Annotated in this window: 27 protein-coding genes; 23 read left to right on the forward strand and 4 right to left on the reverse strand. The window is 67.9% G+C overall.

Annotated elements, in window-relative coordinates; genetic code table 11:
• Nucleotides 1–75: 75 nt before the first annotated feature.
• Both AC3ISA_RS09255 and AC3ISA_RS09260 read left to right on the forward strand, forming a co-directional pair.
• A complete protein-coding gene (locus AC3ISA_RS09255; RefSeq protein WP_489177655.1) occupies nt 76–1,077 on the forward strand; it encodes an energy transducer TonB in 1,002 nt (333 codons plus the stop codon).
• A gap of 30 nt (nt 1,078–1,107) precedes the next feature.
• On the forward strand, nt 1,108–1,836 hold the full coding sequence (locus AC3ISA_RS09260; protein ID WP_489177656.1) for a hypothetical protein: 729 nt from the start codon (nt 1,108–1,110) through the stop codon (nt 1,834–1,836).
• 186 nt (nt 1,837–2,022) lie between these two features.
• On the opposite strand, the gene AC3ISA_RS09265 is transcribed toward AC3ISA_RS09260, so the two are convergent.
• Complete coding sequence (locus tag AC3ISA_RS09265; RefSeq protein WP_489177657.1) at nt 2,023–3,153, reverse strand: zinc-dependent alcohol dehydrogenase family protein; 1,131 nt, start codon at nt 3,151–3,153, stop codon at nt 2,023–2,025.
• 136 nt (nt 3,154–3,289) lie between these two features.
• On the opposite strand from AC3ISA_RS09265, the gene AC3ISA_RS09270 reads away from it, so the two are divergent.
• The gene (locus AC3ISA_RS09270) at nt 3,290–3,724 is read left to right on the forward strand and encodes an acyl-CoA thioesterase (RefSeq protein WP_489177658.1); all 435 of its coding nucleotides are present in this window, start codon (nt 3,290–3,292) and stop codon (nt 3,722–3,724) included.
• Between the two features lie 115 nt (nt 3,725–3,839).
• Entirely contained in the window at nt 3,840–5,129 is a 1,290-nt protein-coding gene (locus tag AC3ISA_RS09275; RefSeq protein ID WP_489177659.1) for an acetamidase/formamidase family protein, read from the forward strand.
• On the opposite strand, the gene AC3ISA_RS09280 is transcribed toward AC3ISA_RS09275, so the two are convergent.
• Entirely contained in the window at nt 5,126–5,326 is a 201-nt protein-coding gene (locus AC3ISA_RS09280; protein ID WP_489177660.1) for a hypothetical protein, read from the reverse strand. The genes AC3ISA_RS09275 and AC3ISA_RS09280 overlap by 4 nt on opposite strands.
• A gap of 136 nt (nt 5,327–5,462) precedes the next feature.
• On the opposite strand from AC3ISA_RS09280, the gene AC3ISA_RS09285 reads away from it, so the two are divergent.
• The 16 genes from AC3ISA_RS09285 to AC3ISA_RS09360 all read left to right on the forward strand — a co-directional run bounded on the left by AC3ISA_RS09285 (nt 5,463) and on the right by AC3ISA_RS09360 (nt 17,148).
• Nucleotides 5,463–6,236 carry a YebC/PmpR family DNA-binding transcriptional regulator gene (locus tag AC3ISA_RS09285; RefSeq protein WP_489177661.1) on the forward strand — a complete coding sequence of 258 codons (774 nt, stop codon included), beginning with the start codon at nt 5,463–5,465 and terminating at the stop codon, nt 6,234–6,236.
• Nucleotides 6,237–6,406: 170 nt separating this feature from the next.
• Nucleotides 6,407–7,753 carry a hypothetical protein gene (locus tag AC3ISA_RS09290; RefSeq protein WP_489177662.1) on the forward strand — a complete coding sequence of 449 codons (1,347 nt, stop codon included), beginning with the start codon at nt 6,407–6,409 and terminating at the stop codon, nt 7,751–7,753.
• 99 nt (nt 7,754–7,852) lie between these two features.
• Entirely contained in the window at nt 7,853–8,371 is a 519-nt protein-coding gene (locus AC3ISA_RS09295) for a hemerythrin domain-containing protein (protein WP_489177663.1), read from the forward strand.
• 23 nt (nt 8,372–8,394) lie between these two features.
• Nucleotides 8,395–8,766 (forward strand): hypothetical protein, encoded by a 372-nt coding sequence (locus AC3ISA_RS09300; protein WP_489177664.1) that lies wholly within the window; start codon nt 8,395–8,397, stop codon nt 8,764–8,766.
• A gap of 59 nt (nt 8,767–8,825) precedes the next feature.
• Entirely contained in the window at nt 8,826–9,344 is a 519-nt protein-coding gene (gene ruvC / locus AC3ISA_RS09305; protein WP_372692695.1) for a crossover junction endodeoxyribonuclease RuvC, read from the forward strand.
• Nucleotides 9,341–9,958 (forward strand): Holliday junction branch migration protein RuvA, encoded by a 618-nt coding sequence (gene ruvA, locus AC3ISA_RS09310; protein ID WP_372692694.1) that lies wholly within the window; start codon nt 9,341–9,343, stop codon nt 9,956–9,958. The genes ruvC and ruvA overlap by 4 nt, the downstream gene beginning before the upstream one ends.
• A gap of 88 nt (nt 9,959–10,046) precedes the next feature.
• Entirely contained in the window at nt 10,047–11,075 is a 1,029-nt protein-coding gene (ruvB, locus tag AC3ISA_RS09315; protein ID WP_489177665.1) for a Holliday junction branch migration DNA helicase RuvB, read from the forward strand.
• On the forward strand, nt 11,072–11,347 hold the full coding sequence (locus AC3ISA_RS09320) for a BrnT family toxin (RefSeq protein ID WP_489177666.1): 276 nt from the start codon (nt 11,072–11,074) through the stop codon (nt 11,345–11,347). The genes ruvB and AC3ISA_RS09320 overlap by 4 nt, the downstream gene beginning before the upstream one ends.
• Nucleotides 11,325–11,576 carry a BrnA antitoxin family protein gene (locus AC3ISA_RS09325; protein WP_372692690.1) on the forward strand — a complete coding sequence of 84 codons (252 nt, stop codon included), beginning with the start codon at nt 11,325–11,327 and terminating at the stop codon, nt 11,574–11,576. The genes AC3ISA_RS09320 and AC3ISA_RS09325 overlap by 23 nt, the downstream gene beginning before the upstream one ends.
• A gap of 98 nt (nt 11,577–11,674) precedes the next feature.
• Nucleotides 11,675–13,141 (forward strand): alpha/beta fold hydrolase, encoded by a 1,467-nt coding sequence (locus tag AC3ISA_RS09330; protein ID WP_489177667.1) that lies wholly within the window; start codon nt 11,675–11,677, stop codon nt 13,139–13,141.
• Nucleotides 13,138–13,521, forward strand: a complete 384-nt coding sequence (locus tag AC3ISA_RS09335; protein ID WP_489177668.1) for a hypothetical protein — start codon at nt 13,138–13,140, stop codon at nt 13,519–13,521. Before AC3ISA_RS09330 ends, AC3ISA_RS09335 begins: the two co-directional genes overlap by 4 nt.
• A gap of 291 nt (nt 13,522–13,812) precedes the next feature.
• Nucleotides 13,813–14,280 (forward strand): tol-pal system-associated acyl-CoA thioesterase, encoded by a 468-nt coding sequence (gene ybgC, locus AC3ISA_RS09340; RefSeq protein ID WP_489177669.1) that lies wholly within the window; start codon nt 13,813–13,815, stop codon nt 14,278–14,280.
• A 204-nt stretch (nt 14,281–14,484) separates the two neighbouring features.
• On the forward strand, nt 14,485–14,916 hold the full coding sequence (locus tag AC3ISA_RS09345) for a hypothetical protein (RefSeq protein ID WP_489177670.1): 432 nt from the start codon (nt 14,485–14,487) through the stop codon (nt 14,914–14,916).
• A 139-nt stretch (nt 14,917–15,055) separates the two neighbouring features.
• The gene (tolQ, locus tag AC3ISA_RS09350; RefSeq protein ID WP_346494221.1) at nt 15,056–15,808 is read left to right on the forward strand and encodes a protein TolQ; all 753 of its coding nucleotides are present in this window, start codon (nt 15,056–15,058) and stop codon (nt 15,806–15,808) included.
• 3 nt (nt 15,809–15,811) lie between these two features.
• Nucleotides 15,812–16,267, forward strand: a complete 456-nt coding sequence (locus AC3ISA_RS09355; protein ID WP_489177671.1) for an ExbD/TolR family protein — start codon at nt 15,812–15,814, stop codon at nt 16,265–16,267.
• A 5-nt stretch (nt 16,268–16,272) separates the two neighbouring features.
• Nucleotides 16,273–17,148 (forward strand): hypothetical protein, encoded by an 876-nt coding sequence (locus tag AC3ISA_RS09360; protein WP_489177672.1) that lies wholly within the window; start codon nt 16,273–16,275, stop codon nt 17,146–17,148.
• Here the strand turns inward: AC3ISA_RS09360 and AC3ISA_RS09365 are convergent.
• Nucleotides 17,145–17,585, reverse strand: a complete 441-nt coding sequence (locus AC3ISA_RS09365) for a TA system VapC family ribonuclease toxin (RefSeq protein WP_489177673.1) — start codon at nt 17,583–17,585, stop codon at nt 17,145–17,147. The two genes, AC3ISA_RS09360 and AC3ISA_RS09365, sit on opposite strands and share 4 nt — an antisense overlap.
• Complete coding sequence (locus AC3ISA_RS09370) at nt 17,582–17,815, reverse strand: CopG family transcriptional regulator (RefSeq protein WP_489177674.1); 234 nt, start codon at nt 17,813–17,815, stop codon at nt 17,582–17,584. The genes AC3ISA_RS09365 and AC3ISA_RS09370 overlap by 4 nt, the downstream gene beginning before the upstream one ends.
• Nucleotides 17,816–17,958: 143 nt before the next feature.
• Here AC3ISA_RS09370 and tolB point away from each other — a divergent pair, with 143 nt between their 5' ends.
• From tolB to AC3ISA_RS09385, 3 genes are all read left to right on the forward strand, one after another.
• Nucleotides 17,959–19,323, forward strand: coding sequence for a Tol-Pal system beta propeller repeat protein TolB (gene tolB / locus AC3ISA_RS09375; protein WP_489177675.1), 1,365 nt, complete (start codon nt 17,959–17,961; stop codon nt 19,321–19,323).
• Between the two features lie 141 nt (nt 19,324–19,464).
• A complete protein-coding gene (pal, locus tag AC3ISA_RS09380) occupies nt 19,465–20,028 on the forward strand; it encodes a peptidoglycan-associated lipoprotein Pal (RefSeq protein WP_372692677.1) in 564 nt (187 codons plus the stop codon).
• A 125-nt stretch (nt 20,029–20,153) separates the two neighbouring features.
• Complete coding sequence (locus tag AC3ISA_RS09385; RefSeq protein WP_489177676.1) at nt 20,154–21,296, forward strand: DUF3667 domain-containing protein; 1,143 nt, start codon at nt 20,154–20,156, stop codon at nt 21,294–21,296.
• Nucleotides 21,297–21,316 lie beyond the last annotated feature (20 nt).

A 21,316-nucleotide genomic window follows, 5' to 3' on the forward strand; every position in this document is an offset into this window, starting at 1 on the left:
CAGATCTTGGCGAGTTGTGATCGCAAGAAGACCGAAGAGGCGCCCGTACAGACGGGGACCACAAATACGCCTGCCTTGAATGACGCGGCCCGCGACCAGGCGGTCGCGATGATTACGGGCGATCTTAACGCGCCCCTGGCCGAGCTGCACGCGGTTCTGACACGCGCGGCGCAAGACGGTCGTATCGATCCGGACGAACTGACAATCCAGGGGGTGTCTGGCCCGATACCCATCGACTGGTGGCTTTGGAACAAGGGCTATCTGCGCCTGTCCGAGGATGAGTATTACGGCCCGTATCTGGTCCTGTCCGACAAGGGCGGGCGGTTCGTCGGTGGGCCGCAGCCGGTCTGGCTGAGCGCCAAGAGCGAAGGCGCGCCGAACATGGAATGCCAGTCGGCGGGCGGGCTGACCCGCGCCGTGTGCACGGCCAGCGTCGCCTATTCGGTCGGTCTGACGCCTGGCGGCGACCTGGCTCGCGTCGCGGTTCCCGCATCATCGGCCAATCTGGAAGCGGCGTTCTCGCCGAGCGAAGGCTGGTCGGTGTCACAGCTGTCGGTGGACGGAGAAGCGCCACGCGACGTGGCGCGCACCGCGATCTTCGGGACGCCGGAAATGGCCGTCGAACCGCGCCGTCTGTTCTTCGAGGCGATCCGCTTTCAGTTGCAACGGCGTCAGGCGCCGACGCAAGAGCCCGCTCCATCCAAGATAGACCCCTACGTCCCCGAGCGCCAAGCCGTAACGGCGCAGAACGCCGCGCCGACAAAGCCAGCCGCAAGCCAGGCTCCGGTCGTCACGAACGCCCGGCTTCTGCGCCAGCCGACGGAAGCCGAAATGAGAGCCGTCTATCCGCCGCGCGCGCTTGGCCAAAACATTCCTGGACGGGCGACGATGTCCTGCACCGCCACTGTCGAAGGTGTGCTGAGCGACTGCATGACGCAATCGGAGTCGCCGCCCGGCCAGCGCTTCGGCCAAGCCGCCGTCGCGCTGGAGTCGCGTTATCGCGTCACCCCCCGGACCATCGACGGTCAACCCGTTGAGTCTTCCGTGACGCTCAATCTCTCTTGGACAACAGACTGAGGCCGTCGCCTCGCTCGATTGGATGATCCCATGCTGAACAAGCTCGAAGCCCTCTATCTCAACATCCTGCGGGTAGTGATCATCGTCCTGGCGACGGTGCTGCTGGCGGTCGCAGCGGTCGGGGTCGTCGTGGCGGCGCCCATGCTGCTGTCGTCGTTTGGAGGCAAGGACGCGGATGCCGCGCGCCTGGTCCGCAACGACAGTCTGAACGACTATCTGAACCGGAACTCTGGCGGTCAGGGGATGTCGGCGCCGGATCAGGCGGAGCTGGAAAACCGGACGCGAGACGCCGACCGGCGGTTCAAGGACGCGGCCACCAACATCGTCCGCTACGTCAAGGCCAAGACGGGGATGGCGCCGCCTGAAGCGGGGGTGATCGACTACATCCAGACCTTGTCGGACGGCCTGCCCGTGAGTTTGCAGGATCGTTATGCCGACAGCCTGCTTTCGCTGTCGCAAGACCTCGTGCGGGCTCCTGCGACGACGTCCGTGGACGTCGATCAACTGATCCAATGGCATTTCGACCAGTTCAGCGCGGCGGCGGAAACGGCGATGCAACAGGACACGACACGCGCCATCGAAGAGGGCGCGCGGCGCCAGACGGCGATCCTTGCCGGAACCGCCGCAGCCGGCTTCTTCATGATGTTCCTGTTGCTGGTGTTCGTCTTCGTTCTGGTGAAGATCGAACGCAATCTGCGTCGCCTGCCAGTGGCGGTCGAAAGGCAGGCGGAACCCCTATCTTCAGCAGCGTCCATGTGACGTCGTCACTATGCGGCGCCGAAGGGGCTGGAGGCGACTGCGCGTTACGTCACCCCGCGGCTGGAGGCGCACGGCTGTCGCGCGCAGGAATCGCTGGGCCACACCCTGTGGAAGATGACCCGCTGGCTGGACCACTATGTGAAGAACGCGCCGCCGAAGCCGGCGGAGTGAGGTCTGGGCTGGCCGTCACGGTCTGACGATCAGCCGCACCACCTCGCCGGCGTGCAGGCGGTCGAAGCCGGCGTTGATGTCGTCGAGCGGGATGACCCCGCTCATCAGGCGGTCCACCGGCAGGCGGCCCTGGCGATATAGGGCGACGTAGCGGGGGATGTCGCGGCTTGGGACGCAGGTTCCGATGTAGGAGCCCTTCAGCGTGCGCTCCTCGCCGACCAGGGAGACGACGTTGACGGCGAGGGCCGCATCGGGCGGCGGCAGGCCGGCGGTGACGGTGGTTCCGCCGCGCCGGGTCATCTTCCACGCATTGTCCAGCGCCCGGACCGAGCCGGCCATTTCGAAGGCGAAGTCGGCGCCGCCGTTCGTCAGGGTGCGGACCTGATCGACCGCGTCGGGGGCGGCGCCGTCGACGGTCTGGACCGGACCCAGGGTGCGGGCGAGGGCCAGCTTGTCCTGCGACAGATCGACGGCGACGACGGGGGAGGCACCGCTGGCCAGGGCGCCCAGGACGCTGGCCAGGCCGACGCCGCCCAGGCCGATGACAACCACGCTCTGGCCCGCCTTGACCCCGGCGGTGTTCACCACGGCGCCGACGCCGGTCAGGACGGCGCAGCCGAACAGGGCCGCCTCCTCGAACGACAGATCCGGGTCGATCTTCACCAGCGAGCGGCGAGAGACGACGGCGTGTTCGGCGAAGGCGGAGCAGCCGAGGTGGTGGTTGACCGGCTGACCCTCGCGGAAGAGGCGACGGCCGCCGGAGAGCAGTTCGCCCCGGCCGTTGGCGGCGGCGCCGGGTTCGCACAGGGCGGGACGGCCGCCGGCGCACGGGTCGCAATGGCCGCAGGACGGCATGAAGACCATGACGACGTGATGGCCGATACTGAGGTCCGTGACGCCGTCCCCCAGCGCCTCGACCACGCCGGCCGCCTCGTGTCCCAGGGCCATGGGCAGGGGGCGGGGGCGGTCGCCGTTGATGACGCTGAGGTCCGAATGGCACAGGCCGGCGGCCTTGATGGCGACCAGGACCTCGCCGGGGCCGGGCGGGTCCAGCGTCACGGTCTCGACCGACAGGGGGCGGCTGTCGGCATAGGGGTAGGCGGCGCCCATGCGGGACAGGACGGCGGCGCGGGTCTGGAGGCTCATATCGGTCGGCCCTCTGGGGCGCTGTCGGCCAGCGCGTTCGTGATCAGACTCCTACCGATAGGCGCTTGACGCAACGTCGTCCAAGCTAGAGCGTCGGTATCGAGAGCGACGGTTCGCGTCGCCGAGGGAGACGACGATGCCGAAACGAGACGAGGGCGCCCTGGCCCACCGTGCGACCTACAAGGCCTTTCACATGGTCTCGACGCGCTGGGCCGACAACGACCAGTACGGGCACATCAACAACGCCAAATTCTATGAGTTCGTGGACTCGGCGGTGAACGCCCACCTGATGATCGCCAATGCCCTGGACGAGTCCATCGGCCTGGTGGTGGACTCGGGCTGCCGCTACACCTCGTCGCTGAAGTTCCCCGACGTGATCGAGGTCGGGATCAAGGTCGACAAGATCGGCACATCCAGCGTCACCTACGGCTTCGCCGTGTTCAAGCGCAGCGCCGACGTCCCCGCCGCCATCGGCCATTTCGTGCATGTCTATGTCGACGCCGAAACCCGCCGGCCCAAGCCGCTGCCGGCCAAGCTGAGGGCGGTGGTGGAGAACCTGCGGGCGGGGTGAGGGCGGTCCTCTGCGCCTGTCCAAAGCTTAACTAGGGCGGCGATGTTTCGCCGGGTAGCCTTCGTTCGACCTCGGTGATCGTGGTCTGACGAGGGTGGCAAAGATGCGACATTGGATGATCGGGCTGACCGTTCTGGCCGTGGCGAGCCCGGCCGTGGCTGCGCCTCAGACCTGGTTGGTATCCGTCGACCGTTGGGGCAACGCCGAACATACGCTGCTGACGCTTGAGACGGTGGACGGCGTGCTGTCGGGCCGCTTCGGCGACTGGGCTCTGGAGGGTCGTCAGGACGGGGATCGTCTCGTCTTCTCTGCGACGGACGGCGACGGCGTGCCTTACAAGTTCGAGGGAACGCAGGCCGACGGCGTGCTGAGCGGGTGGGCTGACTATCCCGACACCAGCAACGCCGGACCACGCGTGCGACATGGGTTTCGCGCGCAGCGGCTGGAGATCCCGACGGGCGCGCCGGGACGGCGGACCTATTCGCCGGAGCGGTTCTCGAACACCTTCACCGCCGATCTGGCGCCGGCGATGGTGATCCGGCCGGGCGATGTGGTGGCGACGCGGACCATCGATTCCGGCGGCATTGGCGAACACGGCGATGTCGTCGCCCTCTACGGCAATCCCCAGACGGGTCCGTTCTTCGTGGCGGGCGCCAAGGCGGGCGACGTGCTGGCGGTGCATATCCGGCGGCTTCGGCTGAACCGCGATTTTGCCGACAGTCTGGATGGGGTGACCGGGCGGGCGATGTCCCTGGGCCTGGCGGCGCGCGCGGCGGACCTGGGCAAACGAGTGCGCTGGCGTCTGGATCGGCAGGCGGGCACGGCGCGGTTGGAGAACCCTCCCGAGAGGCTGAAGAACTATGTCGTTCCCGTTCGGCCCATGTTGGGCGGCCTGGGCGTCGCGCCGGACTTCGGTTTCGCCGAGCAGTCGGCGGGCGACAGCGGGCGTTGGGGCGGGAATATGGACTTCAACGGCATCGGCGAAGGGGCGACGGTCTATCTGCCCGTGTTCCAGCCGGGAGCCATGCTGTTCCTGGGCGACGGCCATGCGCTGCAGGGTGACGGCGAGACGACGCAGTGGGCGCTGGAGACCTCGCTGGATGTCGAGTTCAGCGTGGACATCCTGCCGTCGCATCCGCTTGCGGCGCCCCGCATAGAGACGGCCGACAGGATCACCGTCCTGGGGCAATCGTCATCCATGGACGAAGCGGTGAAGGCTGCGACGGCCGCCATGATCCAGTGGCTGGAGCAGGACTATGAACTGAGCGTATCCGAGGCTTCGCTGATCCTGGGCACGGCGGCTGAATACAGGGTCGCGACCCTGGCCGGTCGCAACGCCGGAATGGCCTTGAGCCTGGAAAAGGTGCGTCTGCGCGATGTGCCGCGCAAGCCGCCGGCGGACTAGTCGTCCAGGCGGCCGATGAGGAACAGGGCGCCGACGGCGGTCAGGGCGCCCAGGGTGAAGGCGGCGACGATGGAGCCGGCGGCGACGGCGGCGGGGACGGTGACGGGGCGGGCCTCGTACCATTCCACGATGTCGGCCTCGTGCAGGTCTTCGTCCATGAAGCCTTCGGCTTCGTAGATGGTGTCGTCTGCGGTCATGGCTGCGCTCCGTCTGTCTTGCGGGGGATCAATACGCGCAAACGGTCGAGGTTCCACCCCTGTCGTCCATCGTGACAGGATGCCGCTCATCGTTTAGGAGGCCCGCTCAGGTTCCAGAACGCACGAAGACGATCCCATGGCCGGCCACTCGAAATTCAAGAACATCATGCACCGCAAGGGGCGCGCGGATGCGCAGCGCTCCAAGCTGTTCTCCAAACTGTCGCGCGACATCACCGTGGCGGCCAAGAACGGCATGCCCGATCCGGCGCTGAACCCGCGCCTGCGTCTGGCGGTCAACAACGCCAAGGCCGAAAGCCTGCCCAAGGACGTGATCACCCGCGCCATCAACAAGGCCGCCGGCGGCGACGTCGATACGATGGAAGAGGTCCGCTACGAGGGCCGGGGGCCGGGCGGCGTGGGCATCATCGTCGAAGCCCTGACCGACAACCGCAACCGTGCGGCGTCCAACATCGGCGCGGCCTTCAAGAAGAACGGCGGCGCGCTGAGCGAGATGAACTCGGTCGCCTTCATGTGGGATAAGGTCGGACAGATCATCTACAAGGCCGAGGCCGGGACCGAGGACGAAGTCATGGAAGCCGCCATCGAGGCGGGCGCCCAGGACGTCGAGAGCGACCTGGTCAAGCCCGACATCTATGAGGACGCGCCGGGCCATACGATCTGGACCGCCTTCGAGGACCTGAACGAGGTCGCCGAGGCCATGTCCAAGGTGCTGGGCGATCCGAAATCCACGGCCATCGTCTGGAAACCGCAGTCGGACGTGCCGGTCACCGGCGACGCGGTGGGGACGCTGTTCAAGCTGCTGGACGCGCTGGACGCCGAGGACGACGTGTCGTCGGTCTATTCCAACGAGGACATCTCGGACGAGGACGCGGCCAAGTACGCGGGGTGAAGTCAGGCGAACGCGTAGGTCGTCCCGATCCAGCGATCGACGAACGCAGGTCTCGACACTTTGTTAACGCGTCGTTAACGTCTCGGGCAATGAGGCGGTGAGCCTTTCGATTCGCCATATGGGGGTAGGGTCGGGGTCGTCACCGCACATCGCATAGAGGCGGGGCGACCATGAAACTGACCAGGATCGACAGGGTGCTGTCGCGCGGCAAGAGCGATGCCTCAAACGAGGTGTCCGTCAGCCCGGATCGCGCGTCCGAGCAGGATGTCGCCGGCCTGATCGGCGAGCGGTTCGAGACCATCCAGGGCAGCCTGGATCAGCTGTCGGAAATGGCGCAGCGGTTCGGGACGTTCGAAGCCCTGTTGGGAGAATTGCGCGATCCGCTGGAAGCCGAGTTCCAGTCGCGTCGTGACAGCCATGTCGAACTGGTCAACCTGCGTCACGCCAATGCGGAATCGGCCAAGCAGTTGAGCCTGCTGAACGCAGAGGCGCGCAAGCTGTCGGACGCTCTGGCCGAGGCCGAAGCCAAGGCAGACGACCATGCGGCGCGCGCCAGCGAACATTCCGTCAACCTTCAGGAGGCCCGCGTCGAGATCGGGCGCCTGCGCGCCGAGCTGGCCCAGGCCGCCACCCGCATCGAAGGGCTGGAGACGGTGGACCGCGCGTCGACCCAGCGCATCAGGGAGCTGGAGCAGGATCACGAGGCGCTGCGCAACCAGATGACGCAGGCCGAGGCCGCGCGCTCGGAATCGGAAACCACGCGCAGCCAGATTCAGCGCGACCATGCCTTGGTGTCGGAAGAAAACACGGTCCTGCGCCGTCGTGTCGACGAGGTCGGGATCGAGGTGGCGGGGCTGGCGCGCGCCGCTGCGGCGGGTGAAGGCCTGCTGTCCAATGAACGCGCCCGCGCCGCATCGGAACAGGCCGAGGCCGCCCGCACCATCCGCTCGCTGGAAAGCCAGGTCGAATCGACCCGCGCCGAGATCGCCGCCGTCACCGCCCGCCTGGACACCGCCACGGCGCGCGCCAACGGGCTGGAACTGCTGAACGGCGAACAGACCTCGCAGCTGAAGGATTTGCAGAGCGGCGGTCATGTCGCCGAACGGCGCGCCGACACGCTGCAGATCGGGCTGGACCGTGCGATGGAACGGGCGCGCACGCTTGAGGTCGAGGTCGAGGAATCGCGTCGACGTCAGGTGTCGATGGAGGCCGCACGCGCCGCCGCCGTCGATCGCGCCGAGGCCCTGACCAAGGCCGCGATGGCGCATGACAAGGCCATCGTCCGCGCCGAAGAGCGGATGACCAAGATCCAGGCCAAGCTGACCGCCGCACAGGACGAGCACGATGCGCGCGTCCAGGCCATGGGCAAGCAGCTGACCGCCCTGCGCGACGATCTGGAAACCGCGCGCGCAGAGGGCGCCATGTCGGCCGCCGCGCTGGATGCAGCGCGGCGCGGCCGTGGCGGTCGTCCGGTCATCGCCGAAGCGGCGGCCAATCTGCAGGCCATCGTGGGCTGAGCCGGCCCTGGTCGTCTGACGATCAGCGCGAGTCGTTCGCACGGAACCGGGGGGCGGCGCAGGCGTAACGAGGCTTCACCGTTACGCCTGGAGCGCCCCATGGACATCACCCAGCTCATCCTCGACGATCATGCCGAACAGCGCCGGCTGTTCTCGATCATCGAACAGATCGATCCCAAGGACACCGACGCGCTGAGCGCCGTCTGGTCGCGGTTGTCGGCGTTCCTGGATGTGCACGCCGAGGCCGAGGAGCGGTTCTTCTATCCCGAGCTGCTGAAACAGGGCGAGGGCGCCAACGACGCCGAGGACGGCACGGTCGAGGGCGAGACCGAAGACGCCATCGAGGATCACAACAAGCTGCGCGATGCGGTCAAGGCGGTCGAGAAGCACAAGGTCGGGAGCAAGGCCTGGTTCGACGCCGTGGGCGAGGCGAACGTCGTCAACTCCAAACACATGGGCGAGGAGGAGCGGCAGGGGCTGACCGACTTCCGCATGAATGCGGACATCGAGACGCGCCATGCGCTGGCGGTCAGGTTCGCCGCCTTCGAGGCCGAGCACATCACGGGGGTCAAGCCGGTCAACAAGAATCCCGAGACCTATATCGAAAAGCACGGCTGAGGCGGGGCGGGGAGAGACGGACGATGCCGCAGGATCGCGATCCGAGGTCCGATCTGCCGGGCGCCGCAGGTCCGCCGGTGGAGGGACGGCAGTGGGCGTGGGTGAAGGTCTGCGCCTGGGGCGGGGCGGTCGTCGTGCTGTTGTGCGCCGCCGCCGTGGCGACCTGGCTGGTTTCGCGTGTACAGACGGCGCTAGTGGATCGACCGGAGGCGGCTGAGCCTGAACGGCTGGTCGTCGAGGGCCCTTCGGTCGTGCCGACGCTGCAGCCGGCGCCACCGCCCGTGACCGTTCCTGTGAGCGTCGAGACGGTCGAAGCGGATCCGCCCCCGCCGGAGCCGCCTGCGCCTGTGGCGCCGCAAGCCGAGCGTCGGCGGCCCTTGTTGATGCAGCGCTGAGCGCGACGGCCGAAACCGTTCATTGCCCGATAACCCTCTTTGCGGCATGAGGGGAACGGATGGCGAACGAACCTGTCAGAATCATCGGCCTGGACCCCGGTCTGCGACGCACAGGCTGGGGGGTGATCGTGTCCGACGGCGCGCGCCTGAGGTGGGTCGCGCACGGGGTGGTGGCCCCGCCGGAGAGCGCGCCGTTCAGCGAGCGGCTGCTGCATCTGTTCGAGGCGCTGGGCGTCATCTGCGCCGACCACGGCTGCGAGGAGGCGGCAGTGGAAGAGGTGTTCGTGAACGTGAATCCGTCCTCGACCCTGAAGCTGGGTCATGCGCGGGCGGCGGTGATGCTGGCCCCGGCCAAGCTGGGGCTGACGGTGGCGGAATATTCGCCGAACCTGATCAAGAAGGCGGTGGTGGGCGCGGGTCATGCGGACAAGAGCCAGATCGCCTTCATGATCAAGCGGCTGCTGCCGACCGCGGGGGACGTGAAGGCGGATGCGGCGGATGCCCTGGCCGTGGCGGTCACCCATGCGCAACTGAGGAAGCGGTCCTTGCTGGAAGCGATGCATCGGGGGGCGGCGTGATCGGACGTTTGCGGGGCGTCTTGGCCGAGGTCGGAGAGGCGGAGTGCCTGATCGACTGCGCCGGCGTGGGTTATGTCGTGGCGTGCGGGGCGCGGACGCTGGGGCGGTTGCCGGCGCCGGGCGACGAGGCGACGGTGCATGTGCATTCGCAGTGGAGCGAGGACGCGGGGCCGCGCCTGTACGGATTTCTGACGCGCGACGAGCGGCGGGCCTTCACCACCCTGTTGGCCATCCAGGGCGTGGGGCCCAAGGCGGCGCTGGCGGTGCTGGACGTGCTGCCGCCCGGCGAACTGGCCGGGGCCGTGGCGCGCGAGGACAAGGCTGCCGTGGCGCGGGCCAATGGGGTGGGGCCGAAACTGGCGCTGAGGATCGTGACCGAGCTGAAGGGCAAGCCGCTGGGCGACGTCAGTTTTGCGCCGACCGCGCCGGGCATGCATGTCGAAATCGCGCCGCCGCCGCCGTCCATCACCGGCGAGGCCGTGTCGGCGCTGCTGGGGCTGGGCGTGGCCGAGGTGAATGCGCGCCGGGCCGTGGATCAGGCGCTGATCCGGCTGGGCGAGGAAGCCGAACTGCCGGCCGTGATCCGGGCGGCCCTGCAGGAGCTGGGGCGGTGAAGGGGCGTGAGTGGGGATTCGTGAGTCGTGAGTCGTCGGCGACTATGAATCACGAGTCACGCCTCACGACTCAAAGCTGGAAAACCGCATGACCCGCGTCATCTCTCCAGAGGCCGAAACCGGCGAAGCGTTTGATCGCGCCTTGCGACCGCAGACGCTGTCCGAGTTCGTCGGGCAGTCGCAGGCCAAGGGCAATCTGAAAGTCTTCATCGACGCGGCGCGGGGGCGGGCCGAGGCGCTGGACCATGTGCTGCTGTTCGGTCCGCCGGGACTGGGCAAGACGACGCTGGCGCAGATCGTGGCGCGCGAGCTGGGGGTGGGGTTCCGGGCCACATCCGGTCCGATCCTGGCCAAGGCCGGCGATCTGGCGGCGATCCTGACGAACCTGGAGCCCCGCGACGTCCTGTTCATCGACGAGATCCACCGACTGAGCCCCAACGTCGAGGAGATCCTGTATCCGGCCATGGAGGACCATGTGCTGGACCTGATCATCGGCGAAGGGCCCTCGGCGCGCTCGGTGCGGATCGATCTGGCGCCGTTTACGCTGGTGGGGGCGACGACGCGGGCGGGGCTGCTGGCCACACCGTTGCGGGACCGGTTCGGGATCCCGCTGCGGCTGGAGTTCTATTCGGCCGACGAACTGACGGCCGTGGTGCGCGGCACGGCGCGCAAGATGGGCGCGGCCATCGACGAAGAAGGCGCGCGCGAGATCGCGTCGCGGGCGCGGGGCACGCCGCGGATCGCCGGGCGGCTGCTGCGCCGGGTGCGGGATTTTGCGTCGGCCGAGGGGGCGGAGACGATCACCAAACTGGTGGCGGCGCGGGCGCTGGCGCGGCTGGAGGTGGACGAGGCCGGGCTGGACAGTCTGGACCGGCGGTTCCTGAGGGCGCTGATCGAGAACTACGGCGGCGGGCCGGTGGGGATGGACACATTGGCGGCCGCCATCGCCGAGGCGCGCGACGCGGTCGAGGACGTGATCGAACCCTATCTGCTGCAACAGGGCTTCATCATGCGCACCCCGCGCGGACGGGTGGCCTGCGCCAAGGCCTACGCGCACCTGGGCTTGAGCGCGCCAGCGCAACCCGCCGGCCCCGTGCCGGGCGACCTGTTCGAGTGAAGGTCGCGTTCGATCCGGGCAAGGATGCGAGCAATCGCGAGAAGCATGGGCTGTCGCTGGCCGCCGCCGAGGATGCAGACTGGACGGCGGCCTTCGTCGCTTTGGACGACCGCCGCGACTACGGCGAGCTTCGGTGGTATGCTTATCTACCGATCGATGGTCGGGTTCACGTCGCCGTCTATACCGAACGCGGCGACGCGACCTGGATGATCAGTCTCAGGCGGGCCAATCCCCGCGAGGTCAGAAAGTATGACGAACTCCGCAATCGTTGACCCGGTCGACGACGACAACCCCGAACTGACCGACGCCGACATCGCGCGCATGCGCCCGGCGCGCGAGGTGCTGTCTTCGGCCGCCTATGCGCGTCTGACCGGGGTGAGCGAAGTCGAGTTGACGCTGCCCGCCGCCACCATTCGCGCCTTCGTCGAAGAGGGCGAGGACTGGCGCGAGCGGATGGCCGAGGCGTTGACGGAAGCGGCGCGAAAGAAGCGCGCGGCCTGATGCAGGGCTGATCGGGGGCTGATCGGGGCCTGATCTCCGATAGGCGGTTGCCAAGCGGGGCGGGCGGGGGTTTGCTGGGGGCGAACCGGAGCCGTCCCATGATCCTGCGCACCCTGGCCGTCCTGGCGGTCATGTCCGGCCTGACGGCGTTGGCTCCGCCTGCGAAGGCGGCGGCGCCGGTGTTCACCGACAAGGCTTGCCCCAGCGACTGGCCGACGGGTCTGCGCGAGGTGCTCTGCGGCGCCCTGACGGTGGATGAGGCGCGCGATGGGTCGGTCAGCGACCGGCGCATCGACATCGCCGTGGTGATCGTCAAGGCCAGCGCGCCGTTCAAGGACGCCTCGGGACAGGCGCTGCCGCCGATCGTGATGTTCCATGGCGGACCCGGCGGGGATCTGACGCCCGGCGTGGGGCCGATGTTGCAGGCCCTGACGCGCAGGCCCGACGCCTTCGCCGTGGATCAGGACGTGATCCTGTTCGATCAGCGCGGCGGCGGTGCGAGCAAGCCGTCGATGGATTGTCCGGGGGTGCAACTGACCGACGCGGGGCCGCCGTCCGACGCGGATCGCGACGGGCTGATCGCCTGTCTGAAGGGCTATCAGGCGCAGGGCGTCGATCTGAACCAGTACAACGCCGCCGCCATCGCCGACGATGTGAAGGACATGGTCCAGGCGCTGGGCCTGGCGAAGATCGACCTGTGGGGCGGATCGTACGGGCCGCGTATCGAGGCCGCCGTCATCACGCATCAGCCCCAGATCGTGCGCGCCGCCGTAATGGACAGCCCCTGGCCGCCCGAGGGCAACTGGGCCGTCGGCACGCCGGAACAGGTGTCGGCGGCGGTGAAGATCATCCTGGCCAAATGCGCCGCCCAGACGGCGTGCGCGGCGCAGCATCCGAACCTTCAAGCAAGGGTCGAGGCCGAGGCGCGCAAATGGCTGGCGGGACCGGTGACGGGCAAGGACGGGCGAACGTTCAACGTCGACGACCTGTCGGCCTTTCTGATGGACACGACCTATAGCGCCACGGGCGTGCGGGGGCTGCCGGTCGATCTGGAGAAGATCATCGCCGGCGACCTGAGCCCCGTCGCCGAGATCGCCGAGGACCGGACCTATTATTTCGAGGGCCAGCACATGGCCCATCTGTGCAAGGAGGAGCTGCCGTTCGAATCCAGGGCGCGGCTGGCGGCCGGCGCTGCGGGTGATCCGGTGGCGGAGGTGCTGGTCCCGTCGCTGTCGCGGCTGTTCGACGTCTGCGCGGCGGTGGGCGAGCGGCCGGCCAAGCCGATCGAGAACCTGCCGGTCCAGACCGACATCCCGACCCTGTTCGTCGCCGCCGAGATCGATCCCGGCTGTCCGCCGCCCCTGACCGAGGCCGCCGCCAAGGGCTATTCCCACAGCCAGGTGGTGATCGTGACCAATGCAACGCACGGCGTGATCAACGCCAGCCCCTGCACGCGCAAAATGGCGCGCGACTTCCTGCGTGACCCGTCCGCGCCGGTGGATCGCAGCTGCCTGCCGGCCGCCGACGCGCCGCTGGACTTCACCCTGGATGCGCCCGCCGCATGAGGATGACGCCGCATCGCAGCCCGCGACAGCGGTGGACGATGATCGCGGCGGCGGTCGTTCTGGCCCTGTGCGCCATCGCCGCCTGGGTCGCGATGCGGCCGGCGAACACGCCCTCGCCAGAGCCGGCCTCGACGCGGGTGACGCGCCAGATCCACGTCCAGGCCGGACACGCCGCCGAGCTGCGCTATGCCGAGGCAGGACAGAGGCGCGCGGTGTGCGGCTATATCGGGCGGGTCGCGGGCGGTCCGGCGGTCGGCTTCGTGTCGATCCCCAACCGCATCCTGTTCAGCGACGATCCCCTGCCGACCGAGTTTCGCGAGATGCGTCAGCGGTATTGCCCCGGATTTTTGGAGAGGCCTTCGTCGCAGGCGGTGCGCTAGAGCCATGGACGATTGAGTTGGTGCGGTCCTGAAAGGCGTTCCATCACAACGGGCACGACGAGGCCACGGAGAACACGACGGGACCGAACGCGCGTCGGCTCGCAGCTCCATATCCAGGCCGTCCATCGATCTGCGGCTTCGCCGCCGCAGGCCATCAAGCCTTTGCCGAACCGGCATGGCTCCGTCGTGTTCTTCGTGCTCTCGTCGTGATCGCTGTGATGAACCTTGTTCTGAACGGCGCTGATGAGTTGGCCGGTCCAATTCAACCGCCGAATGCCCTAGAGTAGCCGGATGAGCATCGACCAACCCACCGCCGGCCGTTTCGAGGGGCGCGACCACCTGTTGCCGGTGCGCGTCTATTACGAGGACACCGATTTCACCGGCCTGGTCTATCACGCCAACTATGTGCGCTATTTCGAGCGGGGGCGGTCCGACTTCCTGCGCGCCATCGGGGTGGGGCATGCCGACCTGCTGGAAGAGGCCGAGCCCCTGGCCTTCGTGGTGGCCGAGATGAACATCAAATACCTGAAGCCCGCACGGATCGACGACGCCCTGGTGGTTCGGACCATCTACGAGAGCGTGAAAGGGGTGCGGTTGATCATCCGCCAGAGCGTGGAGCGGGCGGGCGAGGAGCTTTGCCGGGCCGAGGTGACGGCGGTCTGCATTCATCTGGACGGCCGGCCGCGCCGGCCTTCGAAGGGGCTGGTCGAGAAGGTGACGCCTTGGCTGGCGGCGGGCGGGGGCGCGGGCAAGGTTTAGACTTTCCCTTCCCGCTCATCCCGGCGAAAGCCGGGACCCAGTTCTGTCGCATCTTCAGTGCGTCGGATGACCAATAGCCTGTGATCTCAGACAACCTTCGCCCAAAGCACTGGGTCCCGGCTTTCGCCGGGATGAGCGGAAGAGGGGGGGCTGTCGGGCGTCGCCGATTCCGCTAAAATCGTTCCGAAACGAGGGGGAAACGTCATGGCTGCCGAAACCTACAAGATGTCTACCAGCGCGGTGATCGTCACGGTCCTGCTGTTCCTGCTGCTGGTCGGGGGCGGGCTGGTGGGCTGTCCCTATTACAAGGTCTGGGAACGCAAGATGGCGGGCCAGGCCGAGCTGCAATACCAGCAGGGCGCGCGTCAGGCGCTGATCGCGCAGGCGGCGGCCGAAGACGAGGCGGCGATCAAGCGGGCCGAGGCGGCGACACGCCGGGTGCTGGGCTGGACCGATGCGGCCAAGCGCGGCTGCGCCGAACTGGGCCGGGCCGGAGACCGTCTGTGCGAAGAACAGCTGCTGCGCGACGCCGCCACCTATTCCATCGCCAAGGAAGGCCACGAGGGCGTGATCATCAGCGTCGGCGCCCCTGTGGCGGTCGCGGTCGATCCGAGCCGCAGATCGGGCGCGGAATAACCCCCTGTTAACCCTTATGACGCGCCTGTCAGATGACGGGCGGTCGGGTCGGAGCTAAACGGGCCGCACGCCACACAATGGTCACGTCCGCTGGGTCGAAGAGGGCGTGAACGAACTCGATTCCGCCCGGAGCGCCTGAATGACAATGCCCGTCGACGCCTCGATGATGAACCCCGTCGAGCTGTTCATGACCGCCGACTGGGTGGTGAAGACGGTGATGATCGGTCTGGCGGCGGCCTCGATCTGGTCGTGGACCATCATCATCGACAAGGCCGTGCGGTTCACGGCGTTGAACAAACAGGCCGACGACTTCGAAAAGGCGGTGCAGTCGGGTCGGTCGCTGGAGGACGTGGCGGCCCAGGCCGGGCCTGCGCCGGACCACGCCCTGCCGCGCATGCTGGTGATCGCCCTGTCTGACTGGCGCGAGGCGCGTCAGCGCGGGGCGCTGAACGAACACCAGGGCGACCTGCTGATGACGCGCATCGACCGGGCGATGAACAGTCTGATCACGCGCGAGAGCCAGCGGATCGAGAACGGGCTGGGCGTGCTGTCGGTCGTGGCGACGGCCTCGCCCTTCATCGGCCTGTTCGGCACGGTCTGGGGCATCATGAATGCGTTCGGGCGCATCGCGGCGGCGGGCAACACCAATCTGACGACCGTGGCGCCGGCCATTGCGGAAGCCTTGTTCGCCACGGCCATCGGTCTGGCGGCGGCCATTCCGGCCTATATCGCCTACAACAAGTTCTCGATCGACGCGGGCAAGTTCTCGAACCGGCTGGAGGCGTTTGCGGACGACCTGCAGGCCGCCGTGGCGCGCCGCCTGGGCAGTCCGTCGGCCCCGCCGCCTCCGCCCGTGGCGTCCAGCGACCTCAGCCTGAAGCGGGGCGGCTGAGCCATGGCCCTGGGCGGTGGTTCGAGCGGCGGCGGCGGTCGTCGCGGACGCAGAGGGCGTAAGGGCCCGCTGACCGAGATCAACGTCACGCCTCTGGTGGACGTGATGCTGGTGCTGCTGATCATCTTCATGATCTCGGCGCCGTTGCTGACGGTCGGGGTGCCGGTGGAACTGCCCAAGACCGAGGCCAGTGCGGTCGAGATCAAGTCGGAACCCCTGTCGGTCAGCATCGATCAGCAGGGCGCCATCTTCGTCGGCGACAGCGAGACGGCGTTCGACGCCCTGTCGGCGCGCTTGCAGACCGAGGCCGGCGGCGCGGACAAGGCGGCCGAGCGGCCGGTCTTCGTGCGGGCCGACGGGCGCGCGCCCTATCAGGCGGTCGCGCGGGTGATGGCGCGGCTGAGCGCATCCGGCTTCACCAAGCTGAACCTGATCACCGATACGGCGCCGGAGGCCTGAGCCCCTTGCGTCGTCCGAGCCCCGCGATCCTCGGATCCCTCGCCCTGCACGCCGGGGCAGTCGCGCTCGCCTTCGTGACGTTTTCCCACAAGGTGGACGAAGAGTTGACGCCGCTGGTGGCGTCAGTGCCCGTGACCATCGTCTCGGAGGATGTGGTTCAGGCGGCGCCGGCCGACAATCCGCAGCCCGAACCCTCGCCCGACGACGCCGCGACCGCGCCGGTGCAGCAGCCCGACCCCGTGCCGCCCACGCCCCAGCCGACGCCGCCCCAGCCTGCGCCACGTCCGACGCCCACGCCACCCCGTCCGACGCCCGCGCGCCCCACGCCCGCGCCGACACCGACCCCTACGCCGCGTCCGACCCCGCCGCGCCCTACGCCCCCCCGGCCTCAGCCTGCGACGCCCACGCCGCCGACCAAGGCCCCGACCAATCCACGCCCGGCGACGCCTGCGCCCGCCCGCCCGGCGCCGCAACGGCCCGAGCCGAGCCTGGACCTGGACGCCCTGGCCGGGCCCACGCGCCCGACCAACAATCGCGGACGACCGGCGACGGGACAACAGGGAGCGGGCACGGCGTCACAGGCGACCGGGCCGCAGATCACGGCCATCTTCAATCAGGTCTATCCGAACTGGATCCTGCCCTGCGACATCCCCGGCGCGGACCAGCTGCGGATCCAGGTCGAGCTGACCCTGTCGGCGGATGGGCGGATCACGCGCGGACCCAGCCTGATCAACGCCCAGTCCACCAGCGTCTATCGCGCCGCCGCCGACGGCGCCCTGCGCGCCCTGCGCCAGACCGCTCCGTTCGACGTGCCGCAGGGCTTCCCCGGCGGCGTCTATCGCCCGACGTTCAACACGGAACGGGCGTGCCGAAATCGTTAGGCGTCAGGTGCGATGAGATGCAGCGCCGACTTGCCGCCTGTGACCGCGTCGGGCGCCAGGCGGCGGTCGAATGTCGCCAGCCGACCGCCGTTCGAGACGGCCAAGGCGAGCAGGTAGGTGTCCGTCAACTGGCCTGATGTGAGCAGGCGGTCCTGTGCGATCAACCGGTCGCCGAGCAGGCTGATGTCGTCGGGCCAGAAGGCATGGCCGGGTTGGCTCAGCAGGGAGTGAAGCGCGGGCAGGACCTGAGCCGGTGCGCCCGGCGAGTTCGGATATTTGGGATTGCTGAGGATTCGAAGGACGCCGTTCTCGGTCAGAGGACAGGTCGCCCAACCGGCCCTGTGCTCACGTGCGAACCAGACGTGGGCGTTAAGATGCTCTGTGTGCGACGGATCGATCAGTGCGATGAGGACGCTGACGTCCAGCAGCGCGATCAAGGCAGTTCGTCGCGCAAGGCGTTGATCTGCTCGGTCGTCACAACGACGCCTTTGCGGAGCGGCAGCAGGAGAATCCCGTTGCGGAACTCGGGCGGCTTTTCGGGTTTGGCCTGGGTAATCGAGCGGCGAGCGAGATCGGAAATGACTTCGCCCACGGAGGTGCGGGTCTGGACCGCGATGGCTCGCGCCGCGTTCAGCACGTCATCGTCGATGGCGAGGGTGGTGCGCATAACCACAACATAATGCATCACGCATCACGCATCAATGTGATCGTCGCCGTCCCGAATGTCGCCCCATTCCCCGTGAAGCTGGCGAAAGTCGAACGGCCCGGCGATAAGGGGCGGCGATCCTTCGAGACTTATGGGAGCATCTGATGCGTCTGAACCTTCTTCTGGCCTCCGTGACGGCCCTGGCCTTGGCCGCGCCTCTGACGACGGCGGCCCAGACGCCTCAGCAAAGCCAGCCCGTCGAGGTCGAGATCGATCAGGGCGTGTTGCGGCCGCTTCAGATCGCGGTCGCGCCGTTTGCGGGGACGCACGGGTCGGACATCTCCAATGTGGTCAGCGGCAATCTGAAGCGGTCGGGGTTCTTCGAGCCGTTGAATCCGTCCAGCTTCATCGAGACCGGCCTGACGCTGGCCAATGCGCCGAACTTTCCGCAGTGGACCCAGATCGGGGCGCAGGCGGTGCTGTACGGCGGTGTGACGACGCGCGGCGACGGGCGGCTGGACGTGGGCTTTCGCCTGTATGACCCGTATCGCCAGTGCCAGCTGGTCAGCTATCAGTTCACCGCGACCCAGGAACAGTGGCGCCGGATCGCGCACAAGATTTCCGACGTCATCTATCAGCGGATGACGGGCGAGAGCGGCTTCTTCGATTCCCGCGTGATCTTCGTGTCCGAGGAGGGCACGCAGCTGAACCGGATCAACCGCCTGACCATCGCCGACCAGGACGGGTTCAACCCGACCTATCTGACTCAAGGCGACGAGGTGATCATGTCGCCGCGCTTTTCCTTGTCGCAGCCGGACGAGATCACCTATGTGGCGCTGGGCAAGGATTACAGCCGCATCTACCTGTATAATCTGACGACCGGCCGGCGCGAGAGCCTGGGCGAGTTCGACGGTCAGGTGCTGGCGCCGCGCTTCTCCAACGACGGCAACAAGATCGCGTTTTCGATCATCCGGGGCGGCAATACCGACGTCTATGTGATGGACCTGAGAAGCCGTCAGATTACGCGCCTGACCAACGATCCGGGCATCGACACCTCGCCCTCGTTCAGCCCGGACGGCAGCCAGATCGTCTTCACCTCGGACCGTTCGGGGTCGGCGCGCCTGTATGTCATGCGCTCGGACGGATCGGGCCAGCGGCCGATCTCGCGCGGGGGCGGCCTGTATACGGCGCCGTCGTGGAGCCCGACCGGCAATCTGATCGCCTTCACCAAACAGGGCGGCGGCCGGTTCTCGACCGGGGTGATGAACGCCGACGGATCGGGCGAGCGCATCCTGTCGTCCAGCTATTTCGAGGAAGGCCCGAACTGGGCGCCCAACGGTCGCTACGTCATGTTCGCCCGCCAGACGCGCGGCGGCGACACACGTCTGTGGACCGTGGACCTGTCGGGTCGGGTGGTGTCGCAGGCGGGATACAACGGGCGCGGCACCGACCCCGCCTGGTCGCCGCTGCTGGACCGTCCGCCGACCAACCTGGGCTTCGGCCAGGGCGCTGACAGCTGCCCCGCCTAGGTCCGACCCCGATCACGTCGGAGCCTTAAAGCTCAACTGTGCGTTATCGCCTCTGGCGCCGAAAAATCGCCCAAGGCAGACAGTAACGCCAAGCTTGAGGGCTGCGGCCTCGCATAAGAAACACCGTCAGGAGACGACCCCATGAAGACTTCCCGCATTCTGAAGCTGGCGATGGTGGGCTGCGCCGTCGCCGCCATGGCCGCCTGCACTCGCAAGCCCCCCGTCGAGACCGGCGTGCCCGGCCCGAACGACGGCACGACGCAACCGACCGGCCCGGCCTATCCGACCGCCCCGACCGGGCCGGTGTCGGGCGGCAACCTGGGTTCGTCGGTCCCCGGCTCGGAACAGGATTTCGTCGTCAACGTCGGCGACCGCATATATTTCGACCTAGACTCCTATGAGGTCCGTCCCGAGGCCATGCCGCGGCTGGACGCCCAGGCCCAGTGGCTGCAGCGTTATCCGTCAGTGACGATCCGCATCGAAGGCAATGCCGACGAACGCGGCACGCGCGAATACAACCTGGCCCTGGGTGCGCGCCGCGCCGAATCGGTGCGGACCTATCTGATCAACCGGGGCATTCCGGCAGGCCGGATCGACACCATCAGCTTCGGCAAGGAGCGTCCGATCGCCGAAGGGTCGAGCGAGGATTCGTTCGCGCGCAACCGCAACGCCCACACCGCCATCGTGTCGGGCGCGCCGCGCTGAGCCACGGCTGAACGGCTGATCTGAAGAGAGGCGTCGGCGCAGGTCGGCGCCTCTTTTCGTTTCGGCGCTTGTCCTGACGACGGGCGGGCGGCAAGAACGTCCCGTTGGCGTTGGGGGATGACCATATGGATATCGAAGGGGCGGGCGGCGCCGTCACGGGCGGCCTGGTCGCGGGCGCGATCGAGAAGCCGACGGGCAAGGCGGGCGAGGACCACGCCCGTGGCGTCTGTTCCGACTGCGGCGCCGAGACCAGCGGCAACTTCTGCGCCAACTGCGGCCAGCCGACCCATGTCCACCGCACCCTGCTGCATTTGGGCGAAGAGCTGCTGCACGGCGTGATGCATTTCGACGCCCGCATCTGGCGCACCCTGCCGCTGCTGTGGCTGAACCCCGGGCGGCTGACGCGCGAATGGGTTCAGGGCAAGCGGTCGCGCTATGTCTCGCCGCTGGCGATCTTCCTGTTCACCCTGTTCGTGATGTTCTTCGCGCTCAGCTTCATGCCGCACCCGGAATCCAAGACCGGCGAGGGGGCGGACATGAGCGAGCGGATCGCCGCCCAGCGCGAAAACCTGGCGGAGGCCGAAACGGCCCTGGCCCAGGTGCGCGCCGACAGCGGCGCCCGGCCGGATTCAGCGACGCAGATGGCGCTGAGTGCGGGTCAGAAACTGGTTCAGGATCGGCGCGCGGCGCTGACGCGGCTGGAGGCTGAAGCGCGTGACGGCCGCGCCGACGGGCTGAAGCCCGGCAGCTGGCAGGCCAGCATCAAGGATATGGCGACCGGCCAGGGTGGCGAGACCAAGCTGAAGGTCGTCGGCCAGGATGCGAACAAGGAAGGCCACGGCGTCGGGGCCACGGTGCTGAAGAAGCTGCAGAACCCGGACCTGGCGCTCTACAAGTTGCAGCAGACGATGTACAAGTTCGCCTTCCTGCTGGTGCCGCTGTCGATCCCGTTCGTGGCCCTGCTGTTCCTGTGGAAGCGCGGGTTCACCCTGTATGACCACGGGGTCTATGTCCTGTATTCGCTGACCTTCATGGCCATGCTGTTGATGTTGATGGTGCTGTCGGCGACGCTGGCGGGGTGGCTGGGGCGGATCGTGATCACGGTCGGGGTGCTGGCGGTGCCAGTGCATATGTTCGCCCAGATGAAGGGCGCCTATTCGCTGTCCTGGTTCTCGGCCCTGTGGCGGACGACGGCGTTGCTGGTGTTCTGCAACATCGTTGTGGGCCTGTTCGTCACGGCCATCGTCTATCTGGGCCTGGGACACTGAGACCGGCCTTGCGGCGGCCC

The organism is Brevundimonas sp. KH_058 (assembly GCF_057838505.1).

Bases quoted from the DNA above. Each gene is read 5' to 3' on its own strand.
- AC3ISA_RS09260 (WP_489177656.1), top strand. From the start codon at position 1,108: ATGCTGAACAAGCTCGAAGCCCTCTATCTCAACATCCTGCGGGTAGTG.
- AC3ISA_RS09265 (WP_489177657.1), bottom strand. From the start codon at position 3,153: ATGAGCCTCCAGACCCGCGCCGCCGTCCTGTCCCGCATGGGCGCCGCC.
- AC3ISA_RS09270 (WP_489177658.1), top strand. From the start codon at position 3,290: ATGCCGAAACGAGACGAGGGCGCCCTGGCCCACCGTGCGACCTACAAG.
- AC3ISA_RS09275 (WP_489177659.1), top strand. From the start codon at position 3,840: ATGATCGGGCTGACCGTTCTGGCCGTGGCGAGCCCGGCCGTGGCTGCG.
- AC3ISA_RS09280 (WP_489177660.1), bottom strand. From the start codon at position 5,326: ATGACCGCAGACGACACCATCTACGAAGCCGAAGGCTTCATGGACGAA.
- AC3ISA_RS09285 (WP_489177661.1), top strand. From the start codon at position 5,463: ATGGCCGGCCACTCGAAATTCAAGAACATCATGCACCGCAAGGGGCGC.
- AC3ISA_RS09290 (WP_489177662.1), top strand. From the start codon at position 6,407: ATGAAACTGACCAGGATCGACAGGGTGCTGTCGCGCGGCAAGAGCGAT.
- AC3ISA_RS09295 (WP_489177663.1), top strand. From the start codon at position 7,853: ATGGACATCACCCAGCTCATCCTCGACGATCATGCCGAACAGCGCCGG.
- AC3ISA_RS09300 (WP_489177664.1), top strand. From the start codon at position 8,395: ATGCCGCAGGATCGCGATCCGAGGTCCGATCTGCCGGGCGCCGCAGGT.
- ruvC (WP_372692695.1), top strand. From the start codon at position 8,826: ATGGCGAACGAACCTGTCAGAATCATCGGCCTGGACCCCGGTCTGCGA.
- ruvB (WP_489177665.1), top strand. From the start codon at position 10,047: ATGACCCGCGTCATCTCTCCAGAGGCCGAAACCGGCGAAGCGTTTGAT.
- AC3ISA_RS09325 (WP_372692690.1), top strand. From the start codon at position 11,325: ATGACGAACTCCGCAATCGTTGACCCGGTCGACGACGACAACCCCGAA.
- AC3ISA_RS09330 (WP_489177667.1), top strand. From the start codon at position 11,675: ATGATCCTGCGCACCCTGGCCGTCCTGGCGGTCATGTCCGGCCTGACG.
- AC3ISA_RS09335 (WP_489177668.1), top strand. From the start codon at position 13,138: ATGAGGATGACGCCGCATCGCAGCCCGCGACAGCGGTGGACGATGATC.
- ybgC (WP_489177669.1), top strand. From the start codon at position 13,813: ATGAGCATCGACCAACCCACCGCCGGCCGTTTCGAGGGGCGCGACCAC.
- AC3ISA_RS09345 (WP_489177670.1), top strand. From the start codon at position 14,485: ATGGCTGCCGAAACCTACAAGATGTCTACCAGCGCGGTGATCGTCACG.
- tolQ (WP_346494221.1), top strand. From the start codon at position 15,056: ATGACAATGCCCGTCGACGCCTCGATGATGAACCCCGTCGAGCTGTTC.
- AC3ISA_RS09355 (WP_489177671.1), top strand. From the start codon at position 15,812: ATGGCCCTGGGCGGTGGTTCGAGCGGCGGCGGCGGTCGTCGCGGACGC.
- AC3ISA_RS09370 (WP_489177674.1), bottom strand. From the start codon at position 17,815: ATGCGCACCACCCTCGCCATCGACGATGACGTGCTGAACGCGGCGCGA.
- tolB (WP_489177675.1), top strand. From the start codon at position 17,959: ATGCGTCTGAACCTTCTTCTGGCCTCCGTGACGGCCCTGGCCTTGGCC.
- pal (WP_372692677.1), top strand. From the start codon at position 19,465: ATGAAGACTTCCCGCATTCTGAAGCTGGCGATGGTGGGCTGCGCCGTC.
- AC3ISA_RS09385 (WP_489177676.1), top strand. From the start codon at position 20,154: ATGGATATCGAAGGGGCGGGCGGCGCCGTCACGGGCGGCCTGGTCGCG.